This window comes from Pedobacter sp. GW822-FHT03F06 (genome assembly GCF_058801365.1).
Genome location: NZ_JBXANE010000013.1, coordinates 14,936 through 35,282 on the forward strand (window position 1 = coordinate 14,936; position 20,347 = coordinate 35,282).

Sequence of the window (20,347 nt, forward strand, 5' to 3'; positions counted from 1 at the left end):
TAAATGAAGATTTTTGCCGAAACCGAACGTTTAATTTTACGCGAATTGCTACCTACAGATGCTGAGGGCATGTTTGAAATGGACGGTGATCCTGAAGTGCACCTTTACCTGGGAAATAAACCTGCAAAATCAATCGAACAGAGTATCGCAGAAATAGAATTTATCAGAAAACAATATATCGAAAACGGTATTGGCAGATGGGCTGTTATCGAAAAAGCAACGGGGAATTTTGTGGGCTGGTCGGGCTTAAAACTAATTAAAGAATCTACCAATAGCCATATTAATTATTACGATCTGGGCTATCGGTTCAGTAAACGGTTTTGGGGCAAAGGCTACGCTACAGAAACTGCAATGGCGGCACTGGACTATGGTTTTAATGAACTCAATCTAAATGAGATCATTGGCATAGCAGATATCGATAACCTGGGGTCTATTCATGTTCTGGAAAAAGTGGGCTTAAAACGGATCTCTATTTTCGATTACCGCGGCATAAAACACCACTGGATGAAGATTGAAAAACCAATTTAGCGTTTTCAAAAAGCAATTTTATCTTTATGGTTTAGTTTTTGATGTTAAAAAGGAAAATCATTTAAACCTTACATTATGAAACACCTTATGTTCTGCGGAATGCTGATCTTATTATTGAGTTCTTGTAAAGAAAAATTAGATCCGGCGAGCTTTACCAATACCAAATGGGAGTTAACAGCGCTGCCAGGTTTAACCTTACCTACAACAGCAAAAGCAACGCTAAACTTTGCCGACAGCCTTAAAATCAGTGGAAAATCGTTTTGTAACAATTACGGTGGCCAGGGAGAAATAGCAGATAATAAAATAACCGTTAAAAATGTTTTTGGCACAAAAATGTTCTGTCAGGAAACTGATGCAGCCGAACGTGCTTACTTACATGCCCTTAATCAGGTTAATGGAGCTAAAATAACTGATAATAAGCTACATTTGCTGAATGGCGATAAAACCTTACTGGTTTTCACCAAAACAAACTAGAATCTTTACATGCATAGAAAAGGCTGAATAAAGTATTTTTACTATTTTCGGCCTTTTGAGTTTAACGCAGGAGTGATGCCATCGATAACAGAAGATCTGAAGTTTTTTTTCTCGACAATAAGAAAAGCATTTAATTTATTTCAGCAGAATGATCCCTTACGTCTGGCCGGTGCTACTGCTTTTTTTACCAATTTTGCCTTACCCCCAATATTAATTATCCTCATCAGGCTGTTTGGTATGTTTACCGATAGGCGCTTATTGGCTACACACCTTTTCGAACGTTTGGCCAGTATTCTTGACGATGAGAGTATTTTACAGATCAGAACTACATTGCGAAACATCCGGGGTATCGATCAGGCCTGGTATGTTACATTCTTTAGTTTTATATTTTTCCTTTTTGTAGCTACCACCCTATTTAATGTGATTAAAAACTCTTTAGAGCAGATTTGGAATATCGGCCAAAAAGATAAAAAAGGGATTGTTAATACCCTTAAATCAAGAGCTATATCCGTTACGATTATCCTATTTGCCGGCATATTATTTTTTATAGGCTTGCTGGCCGATAGTGTGCAGGCTTATATTGGTGCCTATCTAAAAAACGGTTCTCCTTCTTTCGGATTGGTCTTAACTTCGATCATCAACCAATTGGTTTTTGTGATCATCGTAACCACCTGGTTTACCATACTTTTCAGGTATTTAACAAACGGACGCCCTACCTGGCGTGCCGCAATTTCTGGAGGCTTGTTAACCGGATGCCTTTTTACGGCAGGAAAGTATATTTTAAGGATTTTATTGCCGTTGAGCAACATTAGCAATATTTATGGATCAGCCGGATCGATTATCGTCATTATGCTTTTTGTATTCTACTCTTCATTGATATTTTACTTCGGCGCATCATTTATAAAAGCTTTAAGTGTAGGTAGGGCTACGCCGATAATACCAAAAAATGGATCATTTGCGTACGAACTTACCGAGGTTGAACCGGAAAAAGAGAATTAATTAGGCTTGGAACGAGCGTTTACCAAATTACTTATTTGTTCAGGTTGAAAATTAACTTATCAAGAAGGCTTTTTAACTGGTTAATTTCTTCAAGGCTCACACCGAGATTATCGCTCAGCTGAGCACGCAATACAGGGGCCTTTTCTTTTAAAGCACTGCCTTTTTCTGTCAGGGATATTACAATACTCCTTTCATCTTTTAAAGACCTAACGCGTTCAACCAGTCCGGTTTCCTGCATCCGCTTAAGCAACGGGGTCAAAGTATTCGATTGTAACATCAGTTTTTGTGAAAGCACCGTCAAACTAACCGAATCAGTTTCCCAAAGCACCATTAGCACAAGATACTGTGGATAGGTAATTCCCAAACTATCGAGTACCGGCTGATAACATTTAGTTACCAACCTGGAAGCAGCATAAAGCGGGAAGCACAATTGATTTTCGAGTTTAATAGCATCATTTATTTCCATCACAACTTTCTTTACTAAGAATAACAAAATATTCAGCTAAGTAAATAATTTTTAACTGAAATTTTCTATCACGGGCCTAATCATTGAAAATCGTTATTGCGGGATGCACAATAACGATTTCATTTTGATTCTATTAAATTACTTCCAGCTTAACATCGATGTTTCCGCGGGTGGCGTTAGAGTATGGACAAATTGTATGGGCTTTTTCTACCAGTTGCTGAGCTTGCGCCGCCTCAACTCCTGGTATATGTACCTGTAGCGATACACCAAGTACAAAACCTCCCTGCCCATTCGAATGAAGAGCAACATTTGCTTTAACCGTAGAAGGTTCTTCAGGTTTAACTTTTGCCTGGCCCATAACTAAATTAAGTGCGCTATCAAAGCAAGCTGCATAGCCTGCAGCAAAAAGTTGTTCGGGGTTGGTATAGCCTTGCTCGCTTCCACCCAATTCTTTTGGCATTCTAACTTCTAATTCCAATGCACCATTTTCACTTGTTATTTTTCCATTACGGCCACCGGTTACGGTAGCACTAGTTTCATACAACGTTTTCATATTATGTCTATTTTTTTAAATCGTAAACGATTATATCGCTTACGATACAAATATATATATCTATTTATTAAAAACAAATTTTATTGCTAAAACTTATTTCTTTAAAATATTGGACACAAAAAAAGGTGTCCATTAGTTAATGAACACCTTTTAAATTTTTAATAAGTAGGCTTAAAAAATCCGGTAACCTAAGCCAACTGTAAATAAGTTTAACTTAGTTCCAGGATAACCTGCTTTATTAATTTTTGATAAGCCAAGTTCGTAACGTGCATCGAAGCTTAATTTTTTAAGGTCTAAACCTGCTCCAAACTGCCAGGCCAAAGCCTGATTTTTAAAGTCGGCCCTGAAAACGCTCCCAGCAGCCTGACCAAAACTTTGATTTTCATCTAATATCAATGAAAACATTGGTCCGGTGTTTAAACGGAGTCCAATACCAGCGGCACCAAACTTAGTACCTACCAATAATGGCACATCTAAACTTGTGAAACGTACTTTATTTACCTCTCCCGTTGACTCACTTACCAAATCTGCTTTCTTTCCCGACACATAAAGTTCAGGTTGGAAGTAAACGCCTGCCGCACCTACCCTGGCCCAAAGGCCACCGTAAAAACCAGCGCGGTTGTTACTGTTAAAAGTGTTTTCACTATCAAATTTCGAAAAATTTGCCCCAGCTTTAATGCCCAGCTGGAAAGATGGCAGTACCTGTGCGCTGGCGAATAAGCCAACAAGCAAAAAGGCAACGGTTAAAGATAAAAATTTCATATGCGATTAATTTTAGCTGGTGGCGTTGTTAATGGCTTCCTGTTCTTTTAAAGCATCAACATTGTTTTTATCACCAAAGTTTTGTGTTTTACCTGCAAAGTAATCTAAAATTCCCGAAATAGTATCTAAGTTATCAGCTAAATTTTGATGAATATCCGGTAAATCTTTTTCCAGGCGGTTATCGCCCAATTCGATATTATCGACTTCAATTTTACCAATTTTTTGAATAAGTGCCTGCTGAGAGTTTTGCAAATCTTCCAATTCACGCACGATCTTTTCCATTAATTCAAACTTCTTTAAAGTATTCATAGGTTCTTATTTTTAGTTAAACTATTCCTTATAAACCCCTTAGCGTTGGTTTTGTTTTATTTAGCCAATCTTTTAACAAAACAGATTTGGAAATACCGAAAACAACTAATAAATTAGTTTAAAATTATTTGTTATGAAAAACCTCCTTACACTATTGGTCTTATTTGGTTTAGGTTTAGCTGGTTACGCACAAAATATCAGCGCTGTAGATAAGGAGAAACTTTTCGATTTCTATCAGACCCAGCGTTACGGCGATGCCGCTCAATACCTCAAAGGTATTTATGGAGAGGACGTGAATGATTTTAAAAACCTCAGCCAGATTGGTTATTGTTTTTTAATGGCGGGCAATAATGTAGATGCTGAAAAATTTTATGCCAAGGCCTATTCACTACAACCGCAGAACCTGCCTATTCTTTTCAGCCTCGGCAGTATTAATACAAAAAGGGGTAATACCGAAAAGGCCAAACTGTATTACAGTGAAATTGTAAAAATAGACAGCAATAATTTTAATGTTTATAAGCTGCTAGCCAATTTGTACACTTCTCCAAAAGATGATTCGCTCAAACTCGTTTACCTCTTAAAGGCTAGCCTGATCAATCCACTGGAAGGCGACGTTGCTGCTGATCTCGCGGAGATCCATTCTGCTTATCAACAATATGAAAAAGCTTATCACGTACTCGATGTTGCCATTAAGGGAGACAGTGATAACCTGGTGCTGCAAAGGGCGAAACTTCCCATTGCCAACCAGCTTAAAAAGTATAGTGAAGTGATCGCTTCAGGCGAGAAATTATTGAAAGATGGTGCAGATGCAGGGGTAATAAAAGATGTAGCAAAGGCCTATTACTACACTAAGAAATATCAAAAAGCGATAGCGCTTTTCAGACAATTGGAGGCTGCAGCGATGCAAAATGAGGCTACCTTATACTATACTTCTCTCAGTTACCGGGCCTTAAAAGATTATCCGCAGGCTGCTCTTTATACTAAGAAAACCATAGATGAGGCCATCTCACCCAATACTTCCAGTTATTATTCTTTATTGGGCTTGGTTTACGAAGAAAACAATCAACTGGCTTTGGCAAGCGCAGCCTACAAAAAAGGCCTGCAATTTAAAGCAACAGCAACTTTATATTATCGTTTAGCCGTATTTTACGATACCCGCTTAAAGCAGGGAAAAAATGCACTAAAATATTATAACCTTTATCTAAAAAGCAAACCGAGTTTAACAGATGATAAAGAAGAAATTAAATTTTCGAAGGATAGGATTGCTCAACTAAACCTGGCCGATTAAACCAGATCTTCGAAAACAGGTTTGACATTATCCCAAAATTCATCTAAGGCAATTATTCTGGGTTTAAAAAAGGAGATTAATGTAGACCAGTGCTGTTGATTAAAAATGCTCACTCCGGAAATGCTGATCGAAATCTGAGATACTGTTTTACCGAAATCATCGGTTGCATCTTTAATCCAATCCCATTCTTCGTTTACGGTATTGGTAAATAAGAGTTTAAATTCTTCAAACTGTTCGAAAATAAGGTGTCTGATGTCAGTATCTGGATGTGATAACTGAATGCTGATAAAGGCCTTTTTACCATCAACATCCATTTTAAAGAAGATGTTCTTCACCCCCGTTTTGTAGTTCGTCCAGTTTACGGTAGAACCACTCGCCGAAGGGACGGGTTTCATGTATTGCCCGAAACTGATCCAAAACTGTTGGCGCAAGCGTGCTGCTTCTTCTTTACTGTACATTTAATATTTAAAATCGATAAGAGCTATATCATAAAGTTAATTTCAATTCGAATTGTCACGTTGAGCCTGTCGAAACGCCTACCATACATTATGCTGGTCCTTCGACAGGCTCAGGATGACAAATCTATAATATTTATATAATCTCTTTTAACGAAGCTGCAATTATAAGCGATTAATATTTATATTCAAAATGATAGCTACCTGAGCCTATTTCTTCCTTTTTATCGTTTTTTGGTAATATCACTGTAGCGGTTGCATTGGCAGGAACGGTTACATCGAGTTTAAAAACACCATCTGCAATCGTCCATGATGACTTAACAGTACCATACACCGTTTCCAGTTCTGCGGATGCGCTGGTTAATTTCCCGCCCGGTCTTGGTGCAATTAAAATGGTTTTGTAACCTGGTTGCGCTGATACCGGATTAATACCGGCAATATTTTTATACATCCAATCGCCGATAGCTCCGTAGGCATAATGGTTAAAAGAATTCATATCAGCCGTTTGGAAAGATCCATCTTGTTTAATACCGTCCCAACGCTCCCAGATGGTGGTTGCTCCCATTTTAACCGGATATAACCACGAAGGATAATTTTCCTGCAGTAACAGACTGTAAGCTACATCTTCATGTCCAAAGCGGCTCAATACGTGGCACAGGTATGGCGTGCCCAAAAAACCTGTCGTCAGGTGGTTTCCGTAATCTTTTACATTATCTACCAATCTTTGTGCAGCCTGTGCACGTAAGCTTTCAGGCAACATATCAAACTGTAAGGCCAAAACATATGCGGTTTGGGTGTTAGAGATCAGTTTGCCATTGGGCGTCATATTTTCCTTGATATAAGCCGCTTTAATCTGCTCCAATAGTGCAGTATATTTGGTTACATCATCTGTTTTGCCCAATACCTTTGCTGCATTTATAAGCAACTGTGTAGAATGCGCATAAAATGTTTGGGCAATCATATACTTATCTGTTACCGCGGCACGGCCATCATTATCATCATTAGGACGGTAAAACAACCAATCGCCAAAGTGGAAACCCGTGTTCCAAAGATTGTTCTTTGTTACCGAAGAAATATAATCGACCCACTTTTTCATGCTACCATATTGTGCTTCCAATATGCCTTTATCTCCGTACGAAACATACATATCCCAGGGGATAATAGTGGCAACATCGGCCCAACCAGCAGAACCGGCGTCATTTTGGTTGAGCACATTCGGAACAACAAAAGGAACACTGCCGTTAGGAAGCTGATCTGCAGAAACATCTTTTAGCCATTTGGTAAAAAAGCCCGATACATCCATATTATATGCTGCTGTTGTGGCAAATGCCTGTGCATCGCCTGTCCAGCCTAAACGTTCGTCCCTTTGCGGGCAATCTGTCGGCACATCAACAAAATTCCCTTTCTGTCCCCATGAAATGTTATGCTGCAATTGATTGAGCAAAGGATTTGAAGTCGTAAATTTTCCGCTTGTTTTCATATCCGAATAAACAGCTACAGCGGTAAGGTTTTCCAGTTTCAGTTCGCCAGGGTATCCATCTATTTTGACGTATCTAAACCCCTGAAAAGAAAAATGAGGTTCAAATACCTGTTCGGTTCCGCCTTTTAAAATATAATTGTTCTGTTGCTTGGCCGACCGGAGGTTAGTGGTGTAAAAATTCCCTTCTTTGGTTAATACCTCAGCATGGCTGATGGTAATTTTGATACCTGCTGCACCTTTGGCTTTTAACATTACCCAGCCCACTAAGTTCTGCCCAAAATCAACCACGGTTTCACCTTTTGGGGTTTTAAATATTTTTAAGGCTTTAAACGTTTCGTGTTTGCTTACCTGCGGTCCGCTCATCCCAACCAGTTTTTCAGGGCCCTTGGCGAGTTCCGTCACGGGTTTCCAGGAAGTGTTTTCTTTAAAACCAATATTATTCCAGCCTTTGGACTCTAATCGGGAATCGTAGGTTTCTCCGTCATAAATATTAGAGGCAAGTATTGGCCCATAACCTGTTTTCCAACTGTTATCGCTTATAATGGTTTCTGTGGTTCCATCAGTATATTCCACTTCCAGTTGCAGCAATAAAGCCCTGGTATCGCCATAAAATTGTTTTTGATTACTAAATCCGATACGTCCCTTGTACCAGCCATCGCCTAGCGCAATACCAATTACGTTGGCCCCTTTCTTTAGCGACTGTTTAACATCGTAAACCTGATATTGAATATGATCTTTATAACTTGTCCATCCTGGTGCAAAATAAGCATCGCTAACACGCCCGCCGTTAATATTGGCCTCATACAAACCCTTAGCCGTAATGTAAGCCATGGCAGACCTTACATTTTTTTTCAGGTTAAATTCTTTCCTGAACAAAGGACTGGCCAGGGAGGTATCTGTTCCTGCTACCGAAATCCATTTTGCACTCCAGTCTTCAGGTTTTAAACCTGTTTGAAAAAACTGAACGGGTGACCATGCAGACGCATTTCCATGGTTGTCTTTTACCCTAACCTGCCAGTAATATTTAGTTTTTGAGGATAGCCCGGGGCCATCGTAGGCAATCAATACCGATTGATCATCTTTTACCGCCGCTTTCCATAAAACTTTGTTAATATTTGCTGTTGTACCCAGCCTGATTTCGTAATTGCGCTGTTTGGTATTTTTTAGATCCGAAACGATTTTCCAGCTAAATCTGGGTTTTGGATTATCAATACTAAAAGGATTTACTAAATGCTCAACAGTTAAATCTTTTACAGAGATTTTCTGTGCTAAAACATTCGTCGTAAATATAAGCAATAAGGTAAGGGTAGCTATTGTGCCTGAGTAACGGGAATTCTTGTTCATATTGGTTAGCGTTAATTTTTTAATCTTAACTGTACGATAATCAGAAATATTATTTATCCAACCATCCTGTACTGTTATGAAAAATTAAGCGTTAGCACAACGACAATAATTAACAAAATACTATTTATCAACCACTTACAAACACAAACTAATATTAAAAGAATATAGCTTATCGGTTCATTAACCGGGCAACATATTTGCCGATAATATCGAACTCTAAATTTACGGTATCGCCAACTTCAACTTCCTGTAAATTGGTATTGTCGAAGGTATAAGGGATGATAAATACCGAAAACTCATCTGGCTCGGAATTTACGACAGTGAGGCTGATACCGTTTACACAGGCAGAACCTTTTTCTACGGTTACATTTCCGGCCGAAGCATCGTATTTAAAGCGGTATTCCCAGCTTCCGTCCAATTCTTCGCGTTTTATACAAACGGCAGTCTGGTCTACGTGGCCCTGCACAATATGACCATCTAAACGGGCATTCATCTGCATGCAACGCTCAAGATTAACTTTACTGCCTATTTTTAAACCATCGAGATTGGTTTTACTTAGCGTTTCATCTATAGCGGTAACGGTATGTGTTCCATCATTTAAGGCCACCACTGTCAGGCACACTCCATTATGGGCTACACTCTGATCGATTTTCAGCTCATGGCTAATTGCAGAAGAGATGGTAAAGTGGATATTGGTATGGTCGTTTTTAATGGCAGTAACTTCGCCAAGTGTTTCTATAATTCCTGTGAACATTTTATATTTATTTACAATAAGGTCGTCATTTCGACTGGAGTGCAGCGAAATGGAGAAATCTATATTATTTTAATAGATTTCTCCACTACGGTCGAAATGACGATCCCACACAATGACGATTCATTTATTCTAATATTTCAATCTATTTTTTCTCCAATCAGAGCCATTTTTAACCAAGCTATCACCCAACTTCACCTCTTTCTTTTCAAACAGCTTTGCTGCAATTACCGCAGCAATCAGGGCTTCTGTTTCATCATGTACCTTTAAGCTTTCTGGCTTAAAGTATTTACCTACAAAATGCGTGTCGAAATTACCTGATTTAAAAGCTTCATGCTGCATCACAAATTTACCAAAACCCAAAGTAGTTTCTATCCCGGTAATATCATATTCTTCAATAGCCCTCACCATTCGCTCAATCGCTTCTTCCCTATCTTTACCATAAGTGATCAGTTTGGCAATCATCGGATCATAATAAATCGGAATCTCCATGCCCTGCTCAAAGCCATCATCAACCCTTACGCCATTGCCTTTGGGTGTGCTGTAAGTCTCCAATGTACCAATATCAGGCAGAAAATTATTGGCCGGATCTTCGGCATAAACGCGAAGTTCTATGGCATGTCCATTGATTTTCAAATCCTCCTGACTAAAGCTCAGTTTTTCGCCTGAGGCAATTTTTAGCTGCTCTTTTACCAGATCTATACCTGTGATGAGTTCGGTTACCGGATGTTCTACCTGTAAGCGGGTATTCATTTCCAGGAAAAAGAAATCGAGGTTCTCATCCAAAATAAACTCAACGGTACCTGCGCCGGTATAATTAACCGAACGGGCCACATCTACCGCACATTTACCCATCTGTTGCCTGATTTCCTCGGTTAAAACCGATGAAGGCGCTTCTTCCACCACTTTCTGGTGACGGCGCTGTACAGAGCATTCCCGTTCAAAAAGATGAACAATATTGCCATGGGCATCGCCCAAAACCTGTATTTCGATGTGCCTTGGTGAGGTAACATAACGTTCGATAAAAACAGCCCCATCACCAAATGCCGAAGTAGCTTCACTTACGGCAAGCTGCATCTGTTCTTCAAAATCTTCAGCCTGCTCTACAATACGCATTCCTTTACCTCCGCCGCCTGCAGCTGCTTTGATCAAAATCGGAAAACCAACTTCAATAGCACGTTGTTTTGCTTCGTTTACATCCTGTATCGCTTCTTCCGTTCCCGGTACCATAGGGATGTTATATTTTAAAGCGGCTGCCTTTGCCGAGAGTTTATTACCCATCGTTTCCATCGCTGCCGGTGAAGGACCAACCAAAATCAGCCCTGCATCTGCAACCATTTGTGCAAAACCAGCATTTTCTGATAAAAATCCATAACCAGGGTGAATGGCTTCTGCACCCGTTAATTTACAGGCTTCGATAATCTTCTCACCCACCAGATAACTTTGGTTAGATGGAGCCAGCCCGATGCAAACCGCCTCATCAGCATAACGTACATGCAGTGCATTACGGTCAGCTTCAGAAAAAACGGCAACTGTTTTTATACCCATTTCTTTCGCCGAGCGCATGATACGCAAAGCAATTTCGCCACGGTTAGCGACGAGGAGTTTGGAGATTGGCTTGTTGGTTTGCTGACTCATTAGTTTGGCATTTTTCGTTGTTTCTTTTTTCTAATTGCACCATTTAAATAATGTATGGACTTTTTAAAACATCCATTTTATTTACTATTTTGACCAAAATTGCCACCAGAGCCGTTTAGCTTTTAATTCTTCTACTCTCGTATTAGCGCTATTATCAATATTTCCGATCTGAAAGGTGATAGGTACTGATGAGGAATCTGTACTTGTACTAAAACTGAGTTCATATTTTGTAATGCCACTATCCGCTACTATTTGTTTTGCAATTTTATGATCAGGCAGTATTTCTTTGAGTTGAAATACACATGTTGTTTTGTTATTTTGAGAAAATCCTGCAAAATTCTCTTTGATAAAATTGAGCACATAGAATGTATGCTGTTCAATCAAAGCCAGGTAACCTAAAAATGATAAGGCAGCTCCACTTTCAGTTTCATCAGCACTATAAATCTTACTAGCAGCATAGTGCAAGTTTTCGTGGGTGAATAATTTACCAATTGATACGCATAATTGTGAAGGCATTGGAAGCGGGTTCTCATTTTCTGATAAAAATCGTTGACAGTAAATAAAAATGTCAGTTACTTGATTCAGATTTTCGTTTTTAAATCGATTACGCAAGCTGGCGACCGCTTCTTTTCGAACATCTTCGTCCTTTGTTCCTTCAATAAGCTCAGTAGTGTTAACAATATCATCATACAAAGCCATATTAATATTTTCAATTGACTTTTCATGCTGTTGTTTTAAAATTCCTAGAAATCCATCCAAAGGTGATTGATTGTTTTCACTCATAATATTGATGTTTACATTTGGTTATAGCGACAAAATATAAGTTTCTGATTAAAGGTGCAAAATTATTTCGATAGCCTGATCGATCATTTCAGTACTAAGATCCAGGTGTGTAACCAAACGGATCGTACTTGCACTGGTGGTATTGCAATGCAGTCCTTTTTCTTTCAATTGGTGTACAATTTTCTCTGCCGCTCCCTTTTCTACTTCAAAAATAACAATATTGGTCTCAACAGGCATGACCGATTTTACATATTTTGCCCTGGCCAGTGCATTTGCCAAAGCCTGCGCATGGGCATGATCGTCTTTTAAGCGTGTTACATGATGGTCTAAGGCATAAATGCCAGCAGCAGCCAAAAAACCTGCCTGGCGCATACCTCCGCCAAAAGCTTTTCTAATTTTCCTGGCTTTATGGATCATTTGTTTGCTGCCCAATAGCACAGAGCCAACTGGTGCACCAAGTCCTTTAGATAGGCAGACCGAAATGCCATCAAAATATTTCCCGTACGCTCCCGCCTCGTCGCCTGTAGCCACAAGTGCATTAAAAATACGCGCACCGTCTAAATGCAGTTTCAATCCTTTTATATTACAGAGGTGATGGATCGGGGCAATCTGTGATAAGGTATAACAGCTTCCGCCACCTTTATTTACTGTATTTTCTAAAACAACCAAACTGGAGTTGGGATAGTGGATATTATCTTCGTTGATTTCAGGCTCAATCAACTCTGGTGTCAAAATTCCGCGCTCGCCATACAACAACCTTACCGATGCGCCAGAGTGATAGGCAATGCCTCCAATTTCGTAGCGGTAAACATGTGCGGTCTGATCGCAGATCACCTCGTCCATGGGCTGGGTAAAACATTTGATTGCAATCTGGTTGGTCATTGTTCCAGATGGACAAAATAATCCGGCTTCCATGTTAAAGGTAGAAGCCAGTTTTGTCTCTAACGCGTGCACCGTTTCGTCTTCACCAAAAACGTCGTCGCCCACTTTTGCATTCATCATGGCATCCAACATTCCGGCAGTAGGTTTGGTTACCGTGTCACTCCTGAAATCTAAAAATCTGTTATTCATTTCGCTATCTGGTTGTAAAATATTGTTGATGTTAAAAAAAAAGACCAATGCCTTTTCTGGTATAATTTTAAGGTTTTTAGGCGATTAAACACCCTATATAGTGTATTTTTTACACACTTAATTTTCGACAACAACAAATTGTTAAAAAATTATTAAAAAAAAGGATACAAAATATAAGACTTTTTATACTTTTATCGTGCTAAAACCAAAAATAAATAAAATGATAGTAATTGCAGACGGCGGATCTACCAAAACAAATTGGTGTTTGATTAACGAGGCCGGCAGAAAAATTTACTTTAACACCGAAGGTTACAATCCATATTTTTCAAAAGGAGAGTACATTGTAAAGTCTTTGAATGAGACTCTTCCAGACCACTTGGAAAGAGAGAAATTAACAGCAGTTTATTACTACGGTGCCGGCTGTTCTACACCTGCAAATGTTAAGATTGTGGCCGATGCCATGCAACTGATCTTTACCAATGCAACCATTTTTGTAGGCCATGATTTACTTGCTTCATCTAGAGCACTCCTTGGAAACGAGCCAGGATTTGCTGCTATTTTAGGTACAGGTACAAATTCATGCCTTTATGATGGATCTGAAATTACCATGAACATCGATTCATTGGGTTATTTCCTGGGGGATGAAGGTAGCGGATCGTACATCGGTAAACGCATTTTAAGCGATTACATGAAAGGTTACATGCCGAAAGGGCTACGTGAAGCTTTTTACGATAACTATGCTTTAACCAACGAAGATATTTTCGACAACATTTACAATAAGCCATTGCCAAACCGTTTCTGCGCAAGCTTTAGTAAATTCTTATACGATTTTAAAGATAACTATGAGGATTATGCCTTTGCTACCATTGATTATGCTTTTACTGCATTTTTCGAAGCTTTGGTCATCCACTACCCTAACTACAAAGACCACAAATTGAACTGTGTGGGTTCAGTAGGTTATAGTTTCCGTGATATTTTAAGTATTGTAGCCGACCGTTACGAAATGGGCGTGGGCAAGATTATCCGCTCACCTATAGATGATCTGGTTCATTACCACCTGGAGCTAGCGCCTAAGGCTTAGTTTTCAGTTTGGAGTTTCCAGTTCTGATCCCAAATTCAGAGTCCTAAGTCTGGAGTCTTTAGTCCGGAGTCAAATACGAGTTACAATAAAAATCCCCGATTTGAAATTCAAACCGGGGATTTTTTTTTTATTTATAATTGATTCAGTTGCTTTGGTCTTTAAGCTCCGCTATCTCACGTCTCAGATCTAATGTCTCACATCTAAAAAGAGATCTCCTTACCAAAAAGCTTCGCGTACTTACGCTTATCAAAACGGTACAAAGTAGCCGCCCGGTAAGAAACACCTTTTTGTTTTTCATCAAGCTCTTTTAGCACACCAAAACTCACAATCTTCTTTCTAAAGTTCCTTTTATCGAGTTTTTTACCCAAAACCAGCTCATAAACATGCTGCAATTGTGTTAAGGTAAACTTCTCTGGCAAGAGTTCGAAAGCAATGGGTTGGTGTTTAATCCGGCGTTTTATTTTTTCTAATCCTTTATCGTAAATTTTCTGGTGATCGAACGCCAGTTTAGGCAGGTCGGTAATCGGCAGCCAATTGGCGCGTTTGGCATAAGTACTGATCGGGCGTAGCTCTTTATCTCCACCCAAACGGATCAAAGCATAATAAGCCAAAGTAATTACCCTTCCTTGCGGGTGCCTGTGCGGATCGCCAAAAGCATAATACTGCTCCATATAAATACCGCGCAAACCAGTAAGTTCGTACAAAATGCGGGAGGCTGATTGATCTAAACTTTCATCAGGGCCAACAATGTTACCGGGCAATGCCCACCAATCTTTAAACGGTTCTTCATTCCTTTCAATTAGCAGGATTTTTAATTCCTTACCATCAAATCCAAACAAAACGCAATCTATCGAGAATACAGAATCTAAATGAGGTAAAATTTGTTCCAAAGTAAAATTTAGTTATTTTAAGCAGATAAAGGTATGACTTTCAATATTAAGTAAAAAAAATAAAATAAATTACTTAGTGTAAAAAATACACACTATATTCGTGTTATAAAGATGGAGCCAAATATAAAAAATATAGCTGTATTAACTTCTGGAGGCGATGCCCCAGGAATGAATGCTGCAATCAGAGCTGTTGTACGTACCGGAATTTACCATGGCATTAACATGTTTGGTGTAATGCAAGGTTACCAGGGTTTAATTACCGACAACATAAAACCAATGGACGCCCGTTCTGTAAGTAATATTTTACACTTGGGCGGTACCATATTAAAAACTGCACGCTGTTTAGAGTTTAAAACAGACGAAGGTCAACAGATTGCCTACAATAACTTAAAGAAAAACGATATTGATGGACTAGTGGTAATCGGAGGTGACGGAACATTCACCGGAGCGAAACGCTTTTCAGAAACTTTCGGCGTTAAGGTAATCGGTATACCGGGTACGATTGATAATGACTTAGTTGGATCTGATTTTACCCTGGGTTACGATACTGCTATTAATACAGTAATCGAAGCGATCGATAAAATCAGGGATACTGCCGATGCCCACGACCGTTTATTCTTTATAGAAGTAATGGGCCGCGATTCGGGATGTATTGCACTAAGAAGTTCGATTGCAAGTGGTGCCGAAGCGGTTTTGTTACCTGAAAAGGAAACCAGCGTTAACGAATTGATTAATAAACTGGCCTTAGGCGCAGCTACAAAAAAATCATCGAGTATTGTTATTGTGGCCGAAGGCCATAAACAAGGTGGCGCTTATGATATTGCCAAAAAGGTAAAAGAAACTTTTGATCATTACGACACCAAAGTAACCATACTTGGCCACCTTCAACGTGGCGGTAGCCCAAGCAGTTTCGACAGAATTTTGGGCAGTCGTTTAGGTTTTGCCGCGGTAAATGCGTTAATTGCAGGCGAAACGGAGCAAATGGTAGGCTTAAAAGGAAACGAAATAAAATTAACCAGCATAAGAGAGGCTTTAACCGCTCATTCTTTTAAACTCGAGCCCGATTTAATGGAAATGACAGAGGTACTTTCAATATAATATGATAGCAGTTGTTTATAGCGGATCGAAAACAGCATTTTGGAAAATAACACAAAATGGACAGGTAGTGGCACATTGCAACACTACCGGCTTAAACCCCTGCTTTGTTGATCCAAAAACGATCTTACAGATCTTAAACAAAAAAGTTGCTTTGGTTAACAATGCAGAAAACATCAAGAAAATTTATTTCTTTGCAGCCGGAGCATCATCAGCAGACAGAAAAGAGGAATTGGCCAAAACCCTTGCATCATTTTTTAAATACAGCAAAATTGTTGTAGAGAATGATTTATTCGGTGCCGCCAAAGCCGCCTGTTATGATCAGCCCGGTATTGTTGGGATGCTAGGCAGTGGAGCACATTGCGCTTACTTTGATGGAAAAAAGCCAATAAACAATAACTTTGGATTAGGCTATATCTTGGGCGACGAAGGTTCTTCAAATTACTTTGGGAAAATACTCCTTAGGGAATTCTTGAGCCTTAAAATGCCTAAAGACATTGAAACCAAATTCACATTAACCTACAATCTAGACCGCCCCCAAATATTAGAACGTATTTACAATAAGCCACAGGCGAATATATTTTTAACTTCATTTTTCGATTTCTTTACCCAAAACAGTAAACACGAATATATCCGCAAGCTTATTGACGGAGGGTTTGAAAAATATATGGAAACTTATGTTTTACCGATGGCAGAAAAATACAACGACCGGGAAATACATATTGTAGGTAAGGTAGCTGCCGAGCTCGAAGACCGGTTAAGGTTGGTAGCAGACAGGTACGACATAAAAATTAAAAGCATTATCAAAGAACCAATACAAAATTTATTAAAACATTACATTAATTAACAGAACAATGAGCAAAATTGGAATAAACGGCTTTGGCCGTATTGGCCGACTGGTTTTCAGAGCCGCATTAAAAAGAGGATTAGATATTGTAGCGATCAACGATTTGATCGAGCCAGATTATATGGCCTACATGTTAAAATATGATACTACACATGGCAAATTTGATGGCACTATTGAAGTTGTTGATGGTAATTTAGTGGTTAATGGTAAAACAATCCGCGTAACCGCAGAAAGAAATCCAGCTGATTTAAAATGGGATGCTGTAGGAGTTGAAGTAGTAATCGAATCTACAGGTTTATTCTTAACCCGTGCTGATGCGGAGAAACACATCGCTGCCGGAGCTAAAAAAGTAGTTTTCTCTGCTCCTGCTAAAGATGGCGATATCCCTACTTACGTAATGGGCGTAAACCACCATAAATTAACTGCAGATCAAACTATTGTTTCTAATGCATCTTGTACTACAAACTGTTTAGCACCAATTGCTAAAGTGTTAAACGATAACTTCGGTATTGTTGAAGGTTTAATGAGCACAATCCATGCGGTAACTGCAACTCAAAAAACAGTTGATGGTCCTTCTGCTAAAGATTGGAGAGGTGGCCGTGGCGGTTTCTCTAACATTATCCCTTCTTCTACCGGTGCTGCTAAAGCAGTAGGTATGGTTTTACCTGAATTAAAAGGTAAATTAACCGGTATGTCTTTCCGTGTTCCTGTTGCTGACGTTTCTGTTGTGGATTTAACTGCACGTTTAGAAAAACCAGCTACTTATGAACAAATCAAAGCAGCTATGAAAGCAGCTTCAGAAGGTGAATTAAAAGGTGTGTTGGCCTATACTGAAGACGAAGTTGTTTCTTCTGACTTTATTGGTGATGACCACGCGTCTATTTTTGATGCAAAAGCAGGTATCTCACTGAACGATAATTTCGTTAAAGTGGTATCTTGGTATGATAACGAGTGGGGATATTCTTCTGCACTAGCTAAATTTGTAGAATATTACGCAAGTTTGTAACAAAAAAAGTGCTTTAAGCACTTTTAAAATATATATAAAAGGCAACATTATTCATTTAATGTTGCCTTTTTATTTTAAACACAATTTTCACCTATAAAATTCCATTTCAATACTATATCGAAAATTTATTTTATTCAATTTTTACATCAAAAATTCACTTAATCACTTACAAAAACTAAAAAATCGCCAATAAATTTCAAAATAACCACTTTTAATCAGGAATTAAACAAACGTTTGCCTAAATCGTACCATAAATTGACAATATTTAACAATTACTTAACATATTTTTCTGCTATATTTGCAACACAGTCGTTTTAAACATCAAAATCTCCTACAAAAGGGTCGGTAAATAAAAAATGACAAAAAAAATACTTAAAATTTTCTTAGTGTATTTTTTACACTATCAAATTTTTTACTATATTTGTAGAGTAATAAACGGAACGATGTTTATCACCACAAAAAAAGATAAATCATTTTCTTGAAAAACCCCGGTTTAGATAGAAGATTAAAGACAAAGCCTGGCTCATAACAGGTTTATATTTGGTTAGAAAAAAGAGACAAGTCTGGATAGATTGTCTCTTTTCTTATTTAAGGGCATTTGTACCTGATTTATCTTCAAATTGCTTACTTCAGGCTTCCATCTTGATATTTATAAAACTTTTTATCTAACATGTCCATCTTCTGACTTATTTCCTCATCATAAAGTTCTTCAACTTTATTTTGCCTCAGCTTTTCGACAAATTCAGTTTCTTTTATGTTTCTTGGGTTTATTAAAGAGATTGCCTCTTCCAAGATAGCTGCCGTATTTGTTTTACCTGTTTTCTTTAAGAGCCTGAGTGTTTCGTAACAATTCTGCCCAGATGAGTTGATGAAATACTGGTTTAAACCTCCATTATTTACTTCCATTTCCAATTCATCAATATTAGCTACCAGTATTATTTTCTCCTGCTCAATTCCTTTCTTTTGTTGCTTAACATTTTCATGAGAATCGACCTTGCTTTGATTATTACAACTGGAGAATGCTGCAATGAATAACAATGCTTTAATTATTGAAGTACATTTCATGTTTTAGATAAAAAATGTAATTAAACTGAACGGACTGAAGGTAAGTTTCTTTAATCCATTCTATGCCTTTTGTTCCTAAATTGATGTCGGCCACCAGAATGACCAGATCAGCATTTCCGAAAGATAATTCAGAAACACCAAATTCTTGATGTAAATCACTTATGACCTGTATTTTCAATTGTTTATTTCAATTATTACTGCCACAAAATGCAATTGATGCTACAAAGAAAAGTACTTTTAATAGGCTTGCCATTTACCACAGGCGCTTTCCAGCCCTTCAGCACCAAAAGCTTTGCCCTCATTTTAGCTTCACAGTCTTTGGTGAGGCTTTCATCAGGAAAACCAACATCTGTTATATCTCCCTTTTCGTTAATATACAGGAGCATCTTTAATTTAGTTGGAGGATACCCACTGTTCTTAAAAACCTCCTTATCCATTAAGGGCATTACCTCATTACTTAAATACCTATAAAACACACCTATCCCGCCTTTTGTATAGGTTGGTAAAGTATTTTCATATTGGGACTGGGGAACAACTTTTTTAGATGTACTGGTTTTGATCTGCCCATGCCCCTCATAAAAGCATGCAACAATTAAAACCAAAAGAATAAGACGAATGCGTTTCATCTTATGAAGATAAAAAAAATCCGCTAAAGCACCTCAATCCCCAAATGCCTATAAGGCTCCAGGATCGCATTATCAGGACCTGTTTCAGTGATAATTACATCTACATCGGTAACCGGGCAAACATAGTAAGGCTCCACGGTATTTATTTTCTCAAGCGCGGATAGCGCAATGATTTTCTGCGCCTGGTTAATCATGATATTGTTCAGCTGGGCATCTTCATATATTATGGAGGTAATGCCCATGCTATAGTGCAAACTACAAATGCCAAGCATACAGACATCAGCCCTGACCTTTCTAAAAGTATCGATGGTTTCTTGTCCCATAGTGGTAAATGCCGTTTTATGCAATCTTCCGCCGGCAAATATTACTTCGGCATTGGGGTGATCTTCCAAAATATTGGCAACTGGAAAGCTGTTGGTAATAATGGTGATTTTTAAATCTTTAGGCAATGCCGCAGCCAGCGCCACTACCGAGGTACCGCCATCGAAAAATACCACCTGACCATCTTTCAAAAACCCTAAGGCTTTGTTTGCAATAACCTGCTTGTGCTGCTGATTGTACTTTTCCCTATCCCGGTAATGCTGTGGAATGGGCGAATGGGAAATTGCGCCACCCCTAACCGCTCTGAGCAGCCCTTGCATATCGAGCTCCTTAATATCACGGCGTACAGTATCTTCTGACACATTTAACAACGCACTCAATTCGTTCAGCCGTACTTTACTGTCCTTTTCCAGGGTATTAATAATGATCTGCAGACGCTCTTCTTTTACCATAACAATGCAATATGTTGCAAATATATAAATTTCTCAAGATTATAATTTGCAATATACTGCAAT

The 20,347-nt window shown here is 38.6% G+C and carries 23 protein-coding genes; 8 read left to right on the forward strand and 15 right to left on the reverse strand.

Going from position 1 to position 20,347, the window contains the following annotated elements:
• Positions 1-3: 3 nt before the first annotated feature.
• The 3 genes from AC1RJ8_RS20435 to AC1RJ8_RS20445 all read left to right on the forward strand — a co-directional run bounded on the left by AC1RJ8_RS20435 (position 4) and on the right by AC1RJ8_RS20445 (position 2,001).
• Entirely contained in the window at positions 4-528 is a 525-nt protein-coding gene (locus AC1RJ8_RS20435) for a GNAT family N-acetyltransferase (RefSeq protein WP_492955394.1), read from the forward strand.
• A gap of 75 nt (positions 529-603) precedes the next feature.
• Positions 604-1,002: an META domain-containing protein gene (locus AC1RJ8_RS20440; protein ID WP_492955395.1), complete on the forward strand. Its 399-nt coding sequence runs from the start codon at positions 604-606 to the stop codon at positions 1,000-1,002.
• Between the two features lie 75 nt (positions 1,003-1,077).
• Complete coding sequence (locus tag AC1RJ8_RS20445; RefSeq protein ID WP_492955396.1) at positions 1,078-2,001, forward strand: YihY/virulence factor BrkB family protein; 924 nt, start codon at positions 1,078-1,080, stop codon at positions 1,999-2,001.
• Between the two features lie 31 nt (positions 2,002-2,032).
• Here AC1RJ8_RS20445 and AC1RJ8_RS20450 read toward each other — a convergent pair whose 3' ends face one another.
• From AC1RJ8_RS20450 to AC1RJ8_RS20465, 4 genes are all read right to left on the reverse strand, one after another.
• Positions 2,033-2,467: a MarR family winged helix-turn-helix transcriptional regulator gene (locus AC1RJ8_RS20450; RefSeq protein ID WP_057932573.1), complete on the reverse strand. Its 435-nt coding sequence runs from the start codon at positions 2,465-2,467 to the stop codon at positions 2,033-2,035.
• Between the two features lie 133 nt (positions 2,468-2,600).
• Positions 2,601-3,020 carry an organic hydroperoxide resistance protein gene (locus AC1RJ8_RS20455; protein WP_057932574.1) on the reverse strand — a complete coding sequence of 140 codons (420 nt, stop codon included), beginning with the start codon at positions 3,018-3,020 and terminating at the stop codon, positions 2,601-2,603.
• 171 nt (positions 3,021-3,191) lie between these two features.
• The gene (locus AC1RJ8_RS20460) at positions 3,192-3,782 is read right to left on the reverse strand and encodes a porin family protein (RefSeq protein ID WP_492955397.1); all 591 of its coding nucleotides are present in this window, start codon (positions 3,780-3,782) and stop codon (positions 3,192-3,194) included.
• Between the two features lie 12 nt (positions 3,783-3,794).
• On the reverse strand, positions 3,795-4,091 hold the full coding sequence (locus AC1RJ8_RS20465; RefSeq protein WP_029277458.1) for a hypothetical protein: 297 nt from the start codon (positions 4,089-4,091) through the stop codon (positions 3,795-3,797).
• Between the two features lie 133 nt (positions 4,092-4,224).
• On the opposite strand from AC1RJ8_RS20465, the gene AC1RJ8_RS20470 reads away from it, so the two are divergent.
• Positions 4,225-5,379: a tetratricopeptide repeat protein gene (locus tag AC1RJ8_RS20470; protein ID WP_492955398.1), complete on the forward strand. Its 1,155-nt coding sequence runs from the start codon at positions 4,225-4,227 to the stop codon at positions 5,377-5,379.
• Here AC1RJ8_RS20470 and AC1RJ8_RS20475 read toward each other — a convergent pair.
• From AC1RJ8_RS20475 to AC1RJ8_RS20500, 6 genes are all read right to left on the reverse strand, one after another.
• Entirely contained in the window at positions 5,376-5,837 is a 462-nt protein-coding gene (locus AC1RJ8_RS20475; protein ID WP_492955399.1) for a DUF4268 domain-containing protein, read from the reverse strand. The genes AC1RJ8_RS20470 and AC1RJ8_RS20475 overlap by 4 nt on opposite strands.
• A gap of 172 nt (positions 5,838-6,009) precedes the next feature.
• Positions 6,010-8,658, reverse strand: a complete 2,649-nt coding sequence (locus AC1RJ8_RS20480) for a family 78 glycoside hydrolase catalytic domain (RefSeq protein WP_492955400.1) — start codon at positions 8,656-8,658, stop codon at positions 6,010-6,012.
• Between the two features lie 169 nt (positions 8,659-8,827).
• Positions 8,828-9,412: a riboflavin synthase gene (locus AC1RJ8_RS20485; RefSeq protein ID WP_492955401.1), complete on the reverse strand. Its 585-nt coding sequence runs from the start codon at positions 9,410-9,412 to the stop codon at positions 8,828-8,830.
• Between the two features lie 129 nt (positions 9,413-9,541).
• On the reverse strand, positions 9,542-11,047 hold the full coding sequence (gene accC / locus AC1RJ8_RS20490; RefSeq protein ID WP_492955402.1) for an acetyl-CoA carboxylase biotin carboxylase subunit: 1,506 nt from the start codon (positions 11,045-11,047) through the stop codon (positions 9,542-9,544).
• An 84-nt stretch (positions 11,048-11,131) separates the two neighbouring features.
• A complete protein-coding gene (locus tag AC1RJ8_RS20495; protein ID WP_492955403.1) occupies positions 11,132-11,830 on the reverse strand; it encodes a hypothetical protein in 699 nt (232 codons plus the stop codon).
• Between the two features lie 48 nt (positions 11,831-11,878).
• Entirely contained in the window at positions 11,879-12,901 is a 1,023-nt protein-coding gene (locus AC1RJ8_RS20500; RefSeq protein ID WP_492955404.1) for a threonine aldolase family protein, read from the reverse strand.
• A gap of 220 nt (positions 12,902-13,121) precedes the next feature.
• On the opposite strand from AC1RJ8_RS20500, the gene AC1RJ8_RS20505 reads away from it, so the two are divergent.
• Positions 13,122-13,982, forward strand: coding sequence for an N-acetylglucosamine kinase (locus AC1RJ8_RS20505; protein ID WP_167293179.1), 861 nt, complete (start codon positions 13,122-13,124; stop codon positions 13,980-13,982).
• A gap of 200 nt (positions 13,983-14,182) precedes the next feature.
• On the opposite strand, the gene AC1RJ8_RS20510 is transcribed toward AC1RJ8_RS20505, so the two are convergent.
• On the reverse strand, positions 14,183-14,872 hold the full coding sequence (locus AC1RJ8_RS20510; protein ID WP_051692040.1) for an NUDIX hydrolase: 690 nt from the start codon (positions 14,870-14,872) through the stop codon (positions 14,183-14,185).
• 111 nt (positions 14,873-14,983) lie between these two features.
• On the opposite strand from AC1RJ8_RS20510, the gene pfkA reads away from it, so the two are divergent.
• From pfkA to gap, 3 genes are read left to right on the forward strand one after another with little or no spacing between them, the layout of a single operon-like run.
• Positions 14,984-15,970, forward strand: a complete 987-nt coding sequence (gene pfkA / locus AC1RJ8_RS20515) for a 6-phosphofructokinase (protein ID WP_057932582.1) — start codon at positions 14,984-14,986, stop codon at positions 15,968-15,970.
• Between the two features lies 1 nt (position 15,971).
• Positions 15,972-16,814: a hypothetical protein gene (locus AC1RJ8_RS20520; protein ID WP_492955405.1), complete on the forward strand. Its 843-nt coding sequence runs from the start codon at positions 15,972-15,974 to the stop codon at positions 16,812-16,814.
• Positions 16,815-16,821: 7 nt separating this feature from the next.
• On the forward strand, positions 16,822-17,820 hold the full coding sequence (gene gap / locus AC1RJ8_RS20525; protein WP_029280245.1) for a type I glyceraldehyde-3-phosphate dehydrogenase: 999 nt from the start codon (positions 16,822-16,824) through the stop codon (positions 17,818-17,820).
• 624 nt (positions 17,821-18,444) lie between these two features.
• Here the strand turns inward: gap and AC1RJ8_RS20530 are convergent.
• From AC1RJ8_RS20530 to AC1RJ8_RS20545, 4 genes are read right to left on the reverse strand one after another with little or no spacing between them, the layout of a single operon-like run.
• Positions 18,445-18,885 (reverse strand): DMP19 family protein, encoded by a 441-nt coding sequence (locus AC1RJ8_RS20530; protein ID WP_492955406.1) that lies wholly within the window; start codon positions 18,883-18,885, stop codon positions 18,445-18,447.
• Positions 18,863-19,063, reverse strand: coding sequence for a hypothetical protein (locus AC1RJ8_RS20535; protein WP_492955407.1), 201 nt, complete (start codon positions 19,061-19,063; stop codon positions 18,863-18,865). The genes AC1RJ8_RS20530 and AC1RJ8_RS20535 overlap by 23 nt, the downstream gene beginning before the upstream one ends.
• 16 nt (positions 19,064-19,079) lie before the next feature.
• Complete coding sequence (locus AC1RJ8_RS20540; protein ID WP_492955408.1) at positions 19,080-19,511, reverse strand: hypothetical protein; 432 nt, start codon at positions 19,509-19,511, stop codon at positions 19,080-19,082.
• A 23-nt stretch (positions 19,512-19,534) separates the two neighbouring features.
• On the reverse strand, positions 19,535-20,284 hold the full coding sequence (locus AC1RJ8_RS20545) for a DeoR/GlpR family DNA-binding transcription regulator (protein WP_492955409.1): 750 nt from the start codon (positions 20,282-20,284) through the stop codon (positions 19,535-19,537).
• Between the last annotated feature and the right edge of the window lie 63 nt (positions 20,285-20,347).